The organism is Shewanella sp. NIFS-20-20 (assembly GCF_019209865.1).
Classification (GTDB): Bacteria; Pseudomonadota; Gammaproteobacteria; order Enterobacterales; family Shewanellaceae; genus Shewanella.
This window is the reverse complement of record NZ_JAHUTT010000008.1, coordinates 60,817-74,188: the sequence shown is the minus strand read 5'-3', so window position 1 is coordinate 74,188 and position 13,372 is coordinate 60,817. Positions and strand designations below refer to the sequence as shown.

The following is a 13,372-nucleotide window of genomic DNA, read 5'->3' as shown; positions in this document are numbered from 1 at the left end:
GCCATGGGGCTGGTCAATCAAGGGTTAACCACCAATCTTTTAACCCAGGGAAATGATCCATAGTCGCTAACGGCGAAGTCAGCATATCGGCATGGCCATAATCGAGTAAATGCCCTGAGGCTTTGGCTAATAAACTATATTTGGCCGCACTTAAGCCACACTCAGCCATCATATCTCGCACATCCTTAGGGTTGCCCAATACCGGATCATTAGCGCCGGCAAAGAACCAAGCCGGTGGCCACTGGCACGACTTCGCCGCGTGGGCATAATCAAACCCATCCTGATGACCAATCCAAGCGCCACCCACCCAATCAATCGACTCCAGTAACGATGCCCGACTTTCGTTATCCATTCCCATGCGCCATTGTCTGGCATCAAAATACCCTTGCCGCTTAGCCAAGGTTGGCGCTAGGCGATTCCAAATCAAATCAACCATTAAGCGCTTTTTGAATGATTGCGTTTTAATCGTACGTTTGCTGCCAAAGCAGACTAACGAGGCCACCTTTGCCGTCAATTCAGGAAAACGAACTAGGCTACTCGCCATCAAGACGCCGCCCCATGAGTGGCCGCCCCAATGCACTTTGTTTGCCTGTGGGTGTCGATGCAAGATCCATTCATGGATCAAGGGCAATTGCTGGCAGATAACCGACTCTTGCTCAGGATTAATGTCAGCATTGAGGCTTGGCTCACTTAAGCCACGTCCAAAGGTATCGAGCACATACACAGGGATCCCATGCTGCGCTAAATAACAGGCCAAGCCTTTACCCGATTGACTATAAAACACCTTGCCGTTGGACATGGCGCCATGGAGTAATAAGACTGGGGTCAAAGGAGCGCTAATCTCATCGTCAGGGCGTATTTCGCGCAAGTGCAATTGACCATTCTCAAAGGGAATAAAATGAGATACTTGCTTAATCTCGGGGATTTTAGTTGGCATTTGAGTCATTATTTTCTTAGCCAAAACAATAAAGTTTGCAAATCTAAGATGCCAATTTTAGCACTGGCGATCGCATTTAATGCAGGCTTAGCATGAAAGGCAATGCCAAAATCTGATGCCATAAGCATCGGGATATCATTGGCGCCATCACCAATGGCCAACCGTTGTCCGGATGCGATATGCCACTGCGTGGCACATCGTAATAATACCTGCGCTTTGCACTGGGCATCCACGATGTCACCTGTCACATGACCGGTGAGTTTGCCGGCAATGATCTCTAATTGGTTGGCAAAGGCGGCGTCAAGCTGCAATGCCTGTTGCAAATATTGCACAAACGGGGTGAAGCCGCCCGATGCTAACACCAGTTTCCAGCCATTGGCTTGTAAGGTTTGGCACAATAAGGTCAACCCAGGCGTCAGCGGCAGTTGCTGGCACAGTGCATCAATAATCTCGGCACGGGCCCCTGCCAGCAACGACACCCTTAACCTCAAGCTTTGCTCAAAATCGAGTTCTCCTTGCATCGCACGCTCAGTGACCTCTGCGACTTGCGCGCCAATTCCCGCCATCGACGCGAGCTCATCAATACATTCTATTTGGATGGCAGTGGAATCCATATCCATGACCAACAAGCCCGCTTGAGTCAATTGTGGCAATGGTTGGCTGACCGCTAAGGTCTCGGTGCCTGGCCACGCGCTCAGTATGGACTGTAACGCGCTAAGGTCATCGCCGGCTAGCTCAATGCCTGCGTAATCACCAGGTCGCTCAAGGTAAGCTATGGATAAACAAGAGCTCGATTGCAACTCGCCGACTAAGCGGCTGATGACCGCAGTATCAGCGAACCAATCGTGGGGAAATACCCAGCGGACACAGGGCAATAATGTCCCCTCACAATGACGATTGATCCGCGGCAACTGCGATTGTATTTGACCTAAAAAAACATCAAATGCAGCACTTTTTTGACTAATTGTTGGGGCTACTTCCATGAACTCGTCTCTCCGGCTGTGCCAACGCTGCAATATCAATTATGATTAGTGCAGGGAATCGTAAAGGTTGGTGATCAGTGTTACATCTTAAAGGATTGAAAAAAAGCCATAAGTTTATCAGGGTAGTGCAATTTATCGTTGCGCTACTGCTGATTTTTGCCTTAATACACCTCTGGCAAACTAGCCTACTACAAGGGCAGCTCTTGCTAAAGACCCAATCAGAAAAGATGGCAAGACTCTTGGTTCAACAAGCTGCACAGGGGGCAGCCCCCGCATTACAACTTCAAAATGATGAACAACTTCAATGGCTCGCAACCGCTTTGGTACAAGATCCAAAAGTATTAGCCGTGAGTATTTATAGTAGTGAAGGTCATCGCTTAGCCTACGCACAAAATATCAATGACAAATTGGAAGTGGATGCTGCGCTGCTAGTGGATATTTCCAAGCAATATCCCGCGTATGTCGAACCCGTGTACCAAGATGGGATCCATTTAGGCTATGTGGAAGCCTATTTGGTCAAAGGCTCGATGCTCAAACAAATTAAACAGGCCCATACCATTAATATGGAGCAACAAGAAATCATGTTGTTAGTGGCGGGATTAATCGGCTTCTTACTGTCTAGAGCCTTATCGTTTAAGCGCGCAGATTATGATAGGCGCCGCCACAAGATTAATAAGCACCGCCAAACCAAACAAGTGCCGACCAATGAAGAAGAAGCTAGTAAATAAAAAGGGCCCAAATGGGCCCTTTTTCATCAGCACGCAATATTACAGAGTCAATACCGCTTCTAATGTCATTTCAATCATTTCGTTAAAGCTAGTTTGACGCTCTTCCGATGTGGTGGCTTCACCCGTGCGGATGTGATCAGATACAGTCACAACACACAGAGCGCGAGCACCGAACTCGTGAGCAACGCCATATAGACCCGCCGCTTCCATTTCGACGCCTAATACACCCATCTTCTCCATGGTATCGAACATGCTAGGATTTGGGGTATAGAACAGATCTGCTGAGAATACGTTACCCACGCGAACCTTAGTACCACGAGCTTTAGCAGAATCAACGACTGCGCTGAGCAGGTCAAAATCGGCAATCGCAGCAAAGTCTTGACCTTGGAAGCGTAATCGGTTCACTTGAGAATCGGTACAAGCACCCATACCAACCAGAACATCACGTACTTTTACGTCGGTGCTGATTGCGCCACAAGTACCCACACGGATCAGGTTTTTAACGCCGTAATCTTTAATCAGTTCAGTCGCATAGATTGAGCATGACGGAATACCCATGCCAGAACCCATCACAGAGACTCTTTTACCTTTATAGGTACCAGTGAAGCCCAGCATGTTACGAACATCGGTCACCTGCTCAACATTTTCTAAAAATGTTTCAGCGATAAACTTGGCACGCAGTGGATCGCCTGGGAATAATACGGTTTCTGCAAACGCGCCGTCTACTGCATTAATATGTGGTGTTGCCATCGATTTTACCTCTGTTTATTTCATTATTTAATCACCGACCTCATGCCGGCTTAGTACATTAACGGTGAATAAAGGACTCACCGTAAACCATTGGCTCAAGCTGGTAATAGCTCGCAATGGATTGACCAATGTCGGCAAAGGTTTTACGTCTGCCTAATGAACCAGCATTTAAGCCAGCCCCTTTAACCAGTACCGGAACATGTTCACGAGTATGATCCGATCCCTTCCAAGTAGGATCACAACCGTGATCAGCCGTCAGTACTAATAAATCTTCATCATCAAGCAGCGCCAACAATTCAGGCAAGCGGCCATCAAAATACTCGAGTGCTCTAGCATAGCCTGCCACATCACGGCGATGACCATAATGGGAGTCAAAGTCGACAAAATTAGTAAAGATAATCGTGCGATCGCCCGCTTGCTTGATTTGCGTTAACGTGGCATCAAATAAGTCTTCTAAACCATTGGCTTTGACTTTTTTAGTGATACCGCAATGGGCATAAATGTCTGCAATTTTGCCGACACTGACCACTTCACCACCGGCTTCTTTCATCTTGTCCAACACGGTTTTTGCCGGTGGCTCAACCGCATAATCACGACGGTTGCCAGTACGAGCAAAGCCGCTATCCTTATCACCCACAAACGGACGGGCAATCACCCGGCCAATATTGTAAGGACCTAACTCTTCGCGGGCGATTTCACACAGACGCAATAAATTATCTAAGCCAAAGGTTTCTTCATGACAAGCCACTTGAAACACAGAGTCTGCTGAGGTGTAGAAAATAGGCAAACCCGATTGCATATGCTCTTCACCTAGTCGGTCTAAAATCTCGGTGCCCGAAGCATGGCAATTACCCAAATAACCTGACAAGCCTGCTCGTGCAAGGATTTTGTCGGTCAGCTCAACCGGAAATGAATTAGTTAACTCAGAGAAATAGCCCCACTCATATAAAACAGGGACACCCGCCATTTCCCAGTGTCCACTCGGTGTGTCCTTGCCTGAGCTAATTTCTTCAGCATGACCATAAGCACCAATGACCTCATGATCACCATCGAATCCCATCGGGAACTCACCGGCGCTTTCCATGGCGGCATACGCCAAGCCTAAACGCGATAAATTGGGTAACGATAATGGCCCTTGACGTCCTTCATTAGCACGGCCTTCGGCACATGCCTTGGCAATAGAACCAAAAGTATTGGCCCCAACGTCACCAAAGCTCGCCGCATCGTGTGACGCGCCTAGACCAAAAGAATCTAACATCAAAATTACTGTACGTTTCATAACACTACCTCAAAGATCGCTGGCGCGAATGGCACAATAAATATCGGGAGTCGCAACCGGCGGGGTATCCTCGATAATAATAGCTTGTTTAACCAGTTGCGCAGCCACGGCAAACGCCTGCTCAGACTGCGCATGGATCATCAGCAAAGGCGTTTGATCATCAACGGTCTGGCCTAATACGCAGACTTGACTCAAACCAACACTGTAATCAAGTGCATCACCGGGTTTACGGCGTCCACCGCCCAAACTGACCACCGCCAATCCGAGTTCGCGGGTATCCATGGCATGGACATAGCCAACTTTGTCAGCATAGACAGGACGCACTATGCTCGCCTGTGCTAAATAGCGGCTAGGGTTTTCAACAAAATCGACTGGGCCACCTAAGCCTGCCACCATCTTAGCGAAGACTTCGGCGGCACGGCCGTTGTTAAGCACGGTATCAAGCGTTAATTTTGCTTGTTCAGGCGTATCGGCAAGTCCTGCTAATAACAACATTTCCTGACATAAGCCCATGGTGACATTGTATAAACGCGGATGGCGATAGTGACCGGTCAAGAAGTTCAATGCCTCCATGACTTCCAAGGCATTGCCTGCGCATGAGGCCAACACTTGGTTCATGTCAGTCAACATTGCGGTAGTACGAGTACCAGCGCCATTAGCCACCGCAGTAATACTGCGAGCCAATTCTTCTGATGCCTCATAGGTCGGCATAAAGGCCCCGCTACCAACCTTAACATCCATCACTAAGGCATCGAGGCCTGCGGCCAATTTCTTCGATAAAATAGAGGCGGTGATCAGAGAAATCGATTCAACGGTCGCAGTATTGTCACGGATAGCATAAAAACGTTTATCGGCAGGCACCAGATCGCCGGTTTGACCAATAATGGCCACCCCCACCTCTTTAACCACTTGGCGGAATAATTGATTGTCGGGCTCCGTTTGATAACCTGGAATAGCATCAAATTTATCTAACGTGCCACCGGTGTGGCCTAAACCGCGCCCTGAGATCATCGGCACATAACCACCACACGCGGCGACCATAGGACCTAGCATTAAACTAATGACATCGCCAACACCGCCAGTGCTGTGTTTATCGACAATAGGGCCATTAAGCCCAAGACTATCCCAATTTAGCACGGTACCAGAATCACGCATCGCACTGGTGATGGCGATACGTTCGTCCATGGTCATATCATTAAAATACACCGCCATACCAAAGGCAGCAATTTGACCTTCTGACACACTAAGATCGGTTATACCCTGAACAAAGAATTGAATTTCCGCAGCACTTAACGCCTGCCCATTACGTTTCTTACGAATAATTTCTTGAGCTAAAAACATAGTTTGGCCTCCAAGGTTGCCGCGACTAGGTTTGCAAAGAATATGCGTTAATCACAGTGCTGCATGATAGCTAAGTCAGGCTTATACCTATCACGTCAGTCACTGTGAAGATGTCATTCACCAACGAAATTAATACCCTTGTGTCGCCGCTGGCGCATCGGCCAAGTCTAAGGTGTGCAGCAAGCTGGTTAACAGGCTTGACGCACCGAAACGGAAGGTACGAGGCGAGACCCAATCTTGGCCAAGAATACGGCTAGCCGTACCTAAAAACTCTGCTGCCGCCGCCGCGTCACGCACGCCACCGGCTGGTTTAAATCCTACCTGGGTATTTTTTTCACTGATCACAGTCAACATGATTTCAGCAGCTTCCAGAGTCGCATTAACAAGGACTTTACCGGTAGAGGTTTTAATAAAATCAGCGCCGGCATCGATAGATAACTCGGAAGCTTTACGGATAAGCTCAGGCGTTTTCAGTTCACCGGATTCGATGATAACTTTCAGCAATACGTCTTCACCACACGCTTCTTTACAGGCTTTAACTAATTCGAAACCAACGGTTTCATCGCCAGCCATCAGTGCACGGTATGGAAACACCACATCGACTTCATCAGCGCCATAAGCTACCGCGGCGCGGGTTTCTAATACCGCAATCGCGATATCGTCATTGCCATGAGGGAAGTTAGTGACCGTGGCTATCTTGATATCTTCAGCACCCAGCTCAATCAAGGTTTTGCGAGCAATAGGAATGAAGCGCGGGTAAATGCAAATAGCAGCAGTATGACCTGCGGGCGTCAGGGCTTTATGGCATAAATCGATGACCTTTTGATCAGTATCATCATCATTTAATGTGGTTAAATCCATCAATTCGATTGCGCGTTGTGCCGCTAATGTTAAATCGCTCATGTTGCTCTCCAAGACATTATTCAAAAAATAAAAATTCTGGCATTTAGCAGCGTCTGGCTTGGGCTTTTATTGGTATTGTTGGTGGCCGGGCCTTCAGACATTGCCAAATGCTAACTAATACTAGTCAATCGTTAACAGCAAATTGTCGGTATTCAAACTTGATAACGAGTACCACGACTTGAATCCATGAAGACCGGAAGGAAGTGTCATACACACTGTGTATGTGTCTGCCTTTCCGCGAAAACTCCGTTTTAGCGCGAGAAAATCATAAAGCTTACGTAAAATCAGTTCAGCTAATATAAACCAAGCTTATGTAAAATTTAACTATGTATCTTTATTGCCACGTTCGCTGTTGCATAATGGGAGCTGCGGTGGCAGCTCCCTGTCATCTAGCTAAACTTTCTTAGAAGTTATATTTAGCAGAGAAAATCACAGCATTTTGATAAGTTGCTGCACCTAACTTATGGTCAGCATAACGGTATTGAACACCGGCAGTGAACTTAGGCGTTGGAGTCCACCACAGTGCAACGGCACCGTTCAGACCCGTACCATTACCGTTGGCACCTTTATACTCATCAGCGCGGTCAAATTCAATTTCATTCCAGTTGGTAATCATCATTGATTGACCAGCCAGTTCGAAGTTATAACCTAACACCCAGCCACCCATGTAACCGTTGAATCCGGCACCGATGAAGTTGTTATGCACATAATGTGCGCCGATGAATGGCTTAACCCATAAACCGAAATCAGTGTTGTAATCGTAGCTCACACCTAAGGTCACGTTCTGCTCGTAGAAACCTGAAGAGTCAGACAAAGAGTACAGTTGACCATAGTAGTTAAAGTTGCTGTCACCCATGTTGATGGCAACAGAACCTTTAGCGGCAATACGGAAAGCTTCAGCTTTCTCTTTCACAGTTTCGTCGGCCTTTCTCCATTCACCCTTAGTTGGGTTTTCGAAATCAACAAAACCGTAAACATCACCCCAGTCATAACCCGCGCCACCTTCAACTTCTAAATACACGAAGTCTTCTTTGTAGCCACCAGTGCGCTCAGTAGTACCGTCAGACCAATCTAAGTAGTTTACAGATACGTTAGAAAAACCGTAGAACTGTTCGGCTTGAACAGAACCAGCAGATAAGGCAGCAGTGGTAGCAGCGGCTAAGGCGAGCATTTTTACATTTTTCATCATCAACCCCATATTTTTGGTTTTATTTGCTGTTGTCAGCAATATTTTTTTAGCGTTCGCATTTTACCTGTCTTGACATAAATCTCAACAAAAATGAGAACAGTAAATTCTAAAATGTGAACAAAGCCCAGCAGTTGTTAAATTTTGATTGCAACTATCTGATCAGCCAAACTGATGTCAGGGCTGCTAATCTCAATTTAACGTTGAAAATACGTTGGAAATAGTGGATATGTCCCGGCACTTGGCCGGGACATGATGACATTAGAGTGCTAAGAACAAGCCAGCTAATGTCGCGCTCATCAAGTTCGCTAATGAACCGGCGATAACCGCACGGATACCCATTTTAGCCAGATCATGACGACGGGTTGGTGCCATCGCACCCAGACCACCGAGCAAAATTGCAATCGATGATAAGTTAGCGAAACCACACAAGGCGAATGAAATAATCGCCTTGGTGCGATCGGTCATCACTTCACCGTTGATCAGTAAGCCACCCTCGGCAACATCTTTCAGGTATGGAGCAAAGTTCAAGTAAGCCACGAATTCGTTAACGACGATCTTCTGACCAATGAATGAACCTGCGATCATCGCTTCATGCCAAGGTACGCCGATTAAGAAGGCTAATGGCATAAAGACATAACCTAAGATCAGTTCCAGAGTCAGTTCTGGCATATCGAACCAGCCACCAATGCCACCTAACATGCCGTTGAGCATCGCAATCAGACCAACGAAAGCTAACAGCATAGCACCCACGTTCAGCGCTAAATGCATACCGGATGAAGCACCTGCAGCCGCAGCGTCTAACACGTTAGCTGGCTTGTCAGGATCCTCTGGTAACTCATCCATTTCATTGATGGTTTCTTCAGTTTGCGGATGCATTAACTTCGCCATCAACAGACCACCAGGAGCCGCCATAAATGATGCCGCAACCAAATATTCGATAGGTACACCCATCTGCGCATAACCGGCCAATACTGAACCCGCGATAGACGCTAGACCGCCCACCATAATGGCGAACAGTTCAGATTGAGTCATGGTTGGAATGAAAGGACGAACAACCAATGGCGCTTCAGTTTGACCAACGAAGATGTTGGCAGTCGCAGACATGGATTCGGTACGACTGGTTCCCAGCGCCTTTTGCAGAGCACCACCAATGATACGAATAACCCACTGCATAATCCCTAAGTAATAGAGAACTGCAATTAACGACGAGAAGAACACGATGACAGGTAACACGTTGACGGCAAAAATAAAGCCCACTTTAAACTGAGCTAAATCACCGAACAAAAAGTTGATACCGTTTTGTGCATAACCAATAACGCTAGATACGCCATCAGACACGTTTTTTAGCACATCTTTACCAAATGGTACGTACAGAACAAAACCACCGAAAGCGGCTTGGATAGCAAGAGCGCCACCCACAGCGCGAAGACTAATCGCTTTACGGTTGTTTGATAGTAGATAACCAATTGCAAGTAGAGTGACCACCCCTACCAAGCTCATCAGAATATTCATTAACCATCACCCTATTTGTTAACTTATTTTGTTTGTGTTGTTAACCAACCTATTTCCGAGGCGAATTATATCTGAGATAACGGGATAAATCGCCACTAAGTTCAAAGTTTTGAAGTTTAATTTCAGTGTGTTAGCGATATTGTGCAGCCACTAAAACCGCCGTTCAAACAAAAGGAATTATAGGTCAAAGAGTTGGGTGACATTGACAAACAACTGTTCGCGCACCGGAACAGTAGAAGATTTGTGCAGTCGCGCAATTTCCGCCAGTATATCGGGCAAAATAAGCGGGGTATTGAGCTCACCAGCCACGATTCCCATTGACGGAGAGTCAGTTTCTAACAGCAAACTTGTTAATGGCAACGCAGCCACCACACTGCGGAGTTTATCAGCGTTCTGTCTAAGAATGACACCGCCAATCCCTAATTTAAAACCGAGTGCAATATAAGCGTTGGCGGTTTGCTGGCTACCAGAGAAGCCATGAATAACTCCGCCGCGACTCAATCGAGCCTGCTTGAGGATTGGCAACAAAATGTGATGCGCCTTAACACAATGCAACACCAAGGGTAAATGATGTTGCTGGGCTAAACTAATTTGCCGATGTAACCAAGGCAATTGCGAGTCAATCGTCCCATGTAACTTGTCGAGCCCCACTTCACCAATTGCCACTAATCTGGCCGCAGAATCCGTTGGCGCCTTAAGTTGCTGCTCGATTAATCCTTGGAGCTTATCACACTCAGTATCGATATCGCCCTGGATATACCAAGGATGGATCCCTAAGGCATAGGGCCATTGATACTGCTGCGCGACTGCGATTTGCTGCTGCCAGGATGACGGGCAAATGCCGGGCAGTAACACCCCCGCAATCCCGCGTTCGGCCATAGCCACCACTAATTGCTCGCGGCAGTGATCAAACGCCGCCATATCGAGATGGGCATGACTATCGATCACCACGGCCACCGCACTGATGGGGACGCCAACAACACACATTGTCAGATGTTAAGCCCATACATTCATTCCTCACAATCCACTCCATGGCGCGTTTAGCCAATCATACATAACGCCCCAGCCTGATAACTCCAGAACTAAACTCAAGTGTTACCCTTAACCTCATCGTAAGCAATAAAAAAGCGACCATAGGTCGCTTTTGTCTCGTCAGACGCGTCTAGCGCAGACTGCGATTAGTTTTCGCGTGTTTTGGCAAACGTAATGTCCGGATAACGTTCCATCGACAAGTTTAAATTAACCATGGTCGGTGCCACGTAGGTCAAGTTATCACCACCATCCAAGGCCAAGTTTGTGCTGCACTTACGGCGGAACTCATCGAGTTTACGATCGTCACTGCAGTACACCCAACGTGCCGTTGACACGTTAATGCCTTCATAAATCGCTTCGACGTTGTATTCCGATCTCAGGCGTGCCACAACCACTTCAAACTGGAGTACACCGACGGCCCCCACAATTAAGTCATTGTTATCCAACGGACGGAACACCTGCACCGCGCCCTCTTCAGATAATTGCACTAAGCCTTTTAACAATTGCTTTTGCTTTAAAGGATCTTTTAAGCGAATACGACGGAACATTTCTGGGGCAAAGTTCGGGATACCGGTGAATTTCAAATCTTCACCTTGAGTGAAGGTGTCGCCAATACGAATGGTGCCATGGTTATGTAAACCGATAATATCGCCAGCATACGCTTCTGCTGCGCGCTCACGGTCGCCCGCCATAAAGGTTACCGCATCGGAAATACTGACGGTTTTGCCGATACGAACATGCTTAAGCTTCATGCCTTGCGTGTATTTACCCGACACAATGCGCATAAAGGCGATACGATCGCGATGCTTGGGATCCATGTTGGCTTGAATTTTAAATACAAAGCCAGTGAATTTTTCATCGGACGCTTGAACTTCACGCGCGTCAGTTTCCCGTGGCATCGGCGCCGGTGCCCACTGTACAAGTCCATCAAGCATGTGATCGACACCAAAGTTACCTAAGGCCGTACCAAAAAAGACTGGCGTTAATTCACCACTCAAAAACAGCTCTAAATCGAACTCATTCGATGCACCGGTCACTAGCTCTAATTCTTCACGCAATATCTCGGCCAAATCTGAACCGACTGCCACGTCAAGCTCAGGGTTATCAATACCCTTGATGAACCGCAGCTCTTGGATTGTATGACCGTGACCGGTTTGGTACAAAATGGTCTCATCACGATGGATATGATAAACGCCTTTAAACGACTTGCCGCAACCAATAGGCCAAGTAATAGGCGCACACAGCATGTTTAATTCGGTTTCCACTTCATCTAACACTTCCATGGGATCGCGAATATCACGGTCCAATTTGTTCATGAAAGTTAAAATAGGGGTATCACGTAAGCGAGTCACTTCCATCAGCTTACGGGTACGATCTTCTACACCTTTAGCGGCATCGATCACCATCAAGCATGAGTCAACCGCGGTCAACGTGCGGTAAGTATCTTCAGAGAAGTCTTCGTGGCCTGGGGTATCAAGCAAATTCACTAGGCTGTCACGATAAGGAAACTGCATCACCGAGGTCGTGACCGAAATGCCACGCTCTTTTTCCATTTCCATCCAGTCAGATTTGGCGTGTTGGCTTGAACCACGGCCTTTCACCGTACCGGCGGTTTGAATGGCACGTCCGTGTAATAATACTTTTTCAGTGATCGTGGTTTTACCCGCATCCGGATGCGAGATGATAGCAAAGGTCCTTCGCTTATTGATTTCATTAAGAAAATCTTGGTTTGCCATGTATAAATTCTTTTAGTTTGTACACGGATTTGTACACACTTTTGGAAGTACTCTATTTTCAGTTCTTCGCTTGTCAAATCCGTCGTGTTAATCGTAATTGGCCGCTATTTTCGCTGATCTTGACTTTATAAACAATCAATGGTTATCTAATCGGTTACCATTTACTCTCAGCGTGCGCCAATGCTCAGTTGTAGCTGTTTGCAATCGTTGCTTCTTCAGCTCATGAACAACTGTGGCTAAACCACAAATTCCTTCGCTACCAGAAATCGATGATAGCTTGTCGTACTACACCGATGATGGTGCAGTTGCCGTTGATCGGTATTGCAGGGTATTGGGGGTTCAAAGGTTTTAGGTACTTCTGTTCACCATCAATAACTAACTGCTTAAAGGTTGCTTCTTTCGAATCATCCAAACGCGCAACAACCAATGAACCTGAAGAGTAAGGTAATTCAGGATCAACAACGATCACTGCTCCCTCAGGTATGGATTTTTTTCCGCTTGGATTTTCCATACTGTCGCCTTTTACGCGAAGTGCGAAACAACCCTCATGTGCTTTCCCTGTGACTTCACGCCACTCCTCAGCATCTTCATGGGCAAATCCCTCCGCTATTTCAGTCCAATCACCGGCCTGAACCCAGTTAATGAGAGGAATTCTTCCCTTAATGTCAGGCCCAACTTCTACATTACCGACCCCCAAGCCAATCTCGCCATCACCTGTGGCGAGCCAATGAGCATTCACGCGAAGCGCCTCCGCGATCTGCATGGTGTAACGAGATCTAGCCGATTTACCAGAGCAAATCTGGCTGATCGACTGCTGTTTGATACCAATGCGACGAGCCAACTCAGACTGAGTCACCCCAGTAAGCTGCAAGGCATGGTTTAGTCGTTCGGATAAAGTTTTCATAAGCCCGTATTCTACAAATAAAACTGTAGCCTTTCAACAATTTTAACTGTTGACTTATCTACAGTTTAAACTGTAACA

At 47.0% G+C, this 13,372-nt stretch carries 12 protein-coding genes; 1 reads left to right on the top strand and 11 read right to left on the bottom strand.

Going from position 1 to position 13,372, the window contains the following annotated elements; genetic code table 11:
* Positions 1 to 13: 13 nt before the first annotated feature.
* Together KU855_RS04520 and serB are read right to left on the bottom strand one after the other, a co-directional pair.
* Complete coding sequence (locus KU855_RS04520) at positions 14 to 946, bottom strand: alpha/beta fold hydrolase (protein ID WP_218529114.1); 933 nt, start codon at positions 944 to 946, stop codon at positions 14 to 16.
* Positions 946 to 1,920, bottom strand: a complete 975-nt coding sequence (serB, locus tag KU855_RS04515; RefSeq protein WP_218529113.1) for a phosphoserine phosphatase SerB — start codon at positions 1,918 to 1,920, stop codon at positions 946 to 948. Before serB ends, KU855_RS04520 begins: the two co-directional genes overlap by 1 nt.
* A 77-nt stretch (positions 1,921 to 1,997) precedes the next feature.
* Between serB and KU855_RS04510 the strand changes: the two genes are divergently transcribed.
* The gene (locus tag KU855_RS04510) at positions 1,998 to 2,648 is read left to right on the top strand and encodes an AhpA/YtjB family protein (RefSeq protein ID WP_218529112.1); all 651 of its coding nucleotides are present in this window, start codon (positions 1,998 to 2,000) and stop codon (positions 2,646 to 2,648) included.
* 39 nt (positions 2,649 to 2,687) lie between these two features.
* On the opposite strand, the gene deoD is transcribed toward KU855_RS04510, so the two are convergent.
* The 9 genes from deoD to KU855_RS04465 all read right to left on the bottom strand — a co-directional run bounded on the left by deoD (position 2,688) and on the right by KU855_RS04465 (position 13,294).
* Entirely contained in the window at positions 2,688 to 3,398 is a 711-nt protein-coding gene (deoD, locus tag KU855_RS04505) for a purine-nucleoside phosphorylase (protein ID WP_218529111.1), read from the bottom strand.
* A gap of 58 nt (positions 3,399 to 3,456) precedes the next feature.
* Entirely contained in the window at positions 3,457 to 4,677 is a 1,221-nt protein-coding gene (locus KU855_RS04500) for a phosphopentomutase (protein WP_218529110.1), read from the bottom strand.
* Positions 4,678 to 4,686: 9 nt separating this feature from the next.
* Positions 4,687 to 6,018: a thymidine phosphorylase gene (gene deoA / locus KU855_RS04495; RefSeq protein ID WP_218529109.1), complete on the bottom strand. Its 1,332-nt coding sequence runs from the start codon at positions 6,016 to 6,018 to the stop codon at positions 4,687 to 4,689.
* Between the two features lie 129 nt (positions 6,019 to 6,147).
* The gene (deoC, locus tag KU855_RS04490) at positions 6,148 to 6,921 is read right to left on the bottom strand and encodes a deoxyribose-phosphate aldolase (RefSeq protein WP_218529108.1); all 774 of its coding nucleotides are present in this window, start codon (positions 6,919 to 6,921) and stop codon (positions 6,148 to 6,150) included.
* A 403-nt stretch (positions 6,922 to 7,324) separates the two neighbouring features.
* Positions 7,325 to 8,110 (bottom strand): outer membrane protein OmpK, encoded by a 786-nt coding sequence (locus KU855_RS04485; protein WP_256260872.1) that lies wholly within the window; start codon positions 8,108 to 8,110, stop codon positions 7,325 to 7,327.
* A gap of 258 nt (positions 8,111 to 8,368) precedes the next feature.
* The gene (locus tag KU855_RS04480; RefSeq protein WP_218529107.1) at positions 8,369 to 9,622 is read right to left on the bottom strand and encodes a NupC/NupG family nucleoside CNT transporter; all 1,254 of its coding nucleotides are present in this window, start codon (positions 9,620 to 9,622) and stop codon (positions 8,369 to 8,371) included.
* Positions 9,623 to 9,799: 177 nt separating this feature from the next.
* Positions 9,800 to 10,609, bottom strand: a complete 810-nt coding sequence (locus KU855_RS04475) for a TatD family hydrolase (protein WP_218529106.1) — start codon at positions 10,607 to 10,609, stop codon at positions 9,800 to 9,802.
* 191 nt (positions 10,610 to 10,800) lie between these two features.
* Positions 10,801 to 12,390 (bottom strand): peptide chain release factor 3, encoded by a 1,590-nt coding sequence (prfC, locus tag KU855_RS04470; RefSeq protein ID WP_218529105.1) that lies wholly within the window; start codon positions 12,388 to 12,390, stop codon positions 10,801 to 10,803.
* A gap of 256 nt (positions 12,391 to 12,646) precedes the next feature.
* Positions 12,647 to 13,294, bottom strand: a complete 648-nt coding sequence (locus KU855_RS04465; protein ID WP_000854920.1) for a LexA family transcriptional regulator — start codon at positions 13,292 to 13,294, stop codon at positions 12,647 to 12,649.
* Positions 13,295 to 13,372 lie beyond the last annotated feature (78 nt).

What these genes read in the sequence shown, in the direction of transcription:
- serB (WP_218529113.1), bottom strand. Translation starts at nt 1,920, where the DNA reads ATGGAAGTAGCCCCAACAATTAGTCAAAAAAGTGCTGCATTTGATGTT.
- deoA (WP_218529109.1), bottom strand. Translation starts at nt 6,018, where the DNA reads ATGTTTTTAGCTCAAGAAATTATTCGTAAGAAACGTAATGGGCAGGCG.
- KU855_RS04520 (WP_218529114.1), bottom strand. Translation starts at nt 946, where the DNA reads ATGACTCAAATGCCAACTAAAATCCCCGAGATTAAGCAAGTATCTCAT.
- deoC (WP_218529108.1), bottom strand. Translation starts at nt 6,921, where the DNA reads ATGAGCGATTTAACATTAGCGGCACAACGCGCAATCGAATTGATGGAT.
- KU855_RS04485 (WP_256260872.1), bottom strand. Translation starts at nt 8,110, where the DNA reads ATGATGAAAAATGTAAAAATGCTCGCCTTAGCCGCTGCTACCACTGCT.
- KU855_RS04480 (WP_218529107.1), bottom strand. Translation starts at nt 9,622, where the DNA reads ATGAATATTCTGATGAGCTTGGTAGGGGTGGTCACTCTACTTGCAATT.
- prfC (WP_218529105.1), bottom strand. Translation starts at nt 12,390, where the DNA reads ATGGCAAACCAAGATTTTCTTAATGAAATCAATAAGCGAAGGACCTTT.
- KU855_RS04475 (WP_218529106.1), bottom strand. Translation starts at nt 10,609, where the DNA reads ATGTGTGTTGTTGGCGTCCCCATCAGTGCGGTGGCCGTGGTGATCGAT.
- deoD (WP_218529111.1), bottom strand. Translation starts at nt 3,398, where the DNA reads ATGGCAACACCACATATTAATGCAGTAGACGGCGCGTTTGCAGAAACC.
- KU855_RS04500 (WP_218529110.1), bottom strand. Translation starts at nt 4,677, where the DNA reads ATGAAACGTACAGTAATTTTGATGTTAGATTCTTTTGGTCTAGGCGCG.
- KU855_RS04465 (WP_000854920.1), bottom strand. Translation starts at nt 13,294, where the DNA reads ATGAAAACTTTATCCGAACGACTAAACCATGCCTTGCAGCTTACTGGG.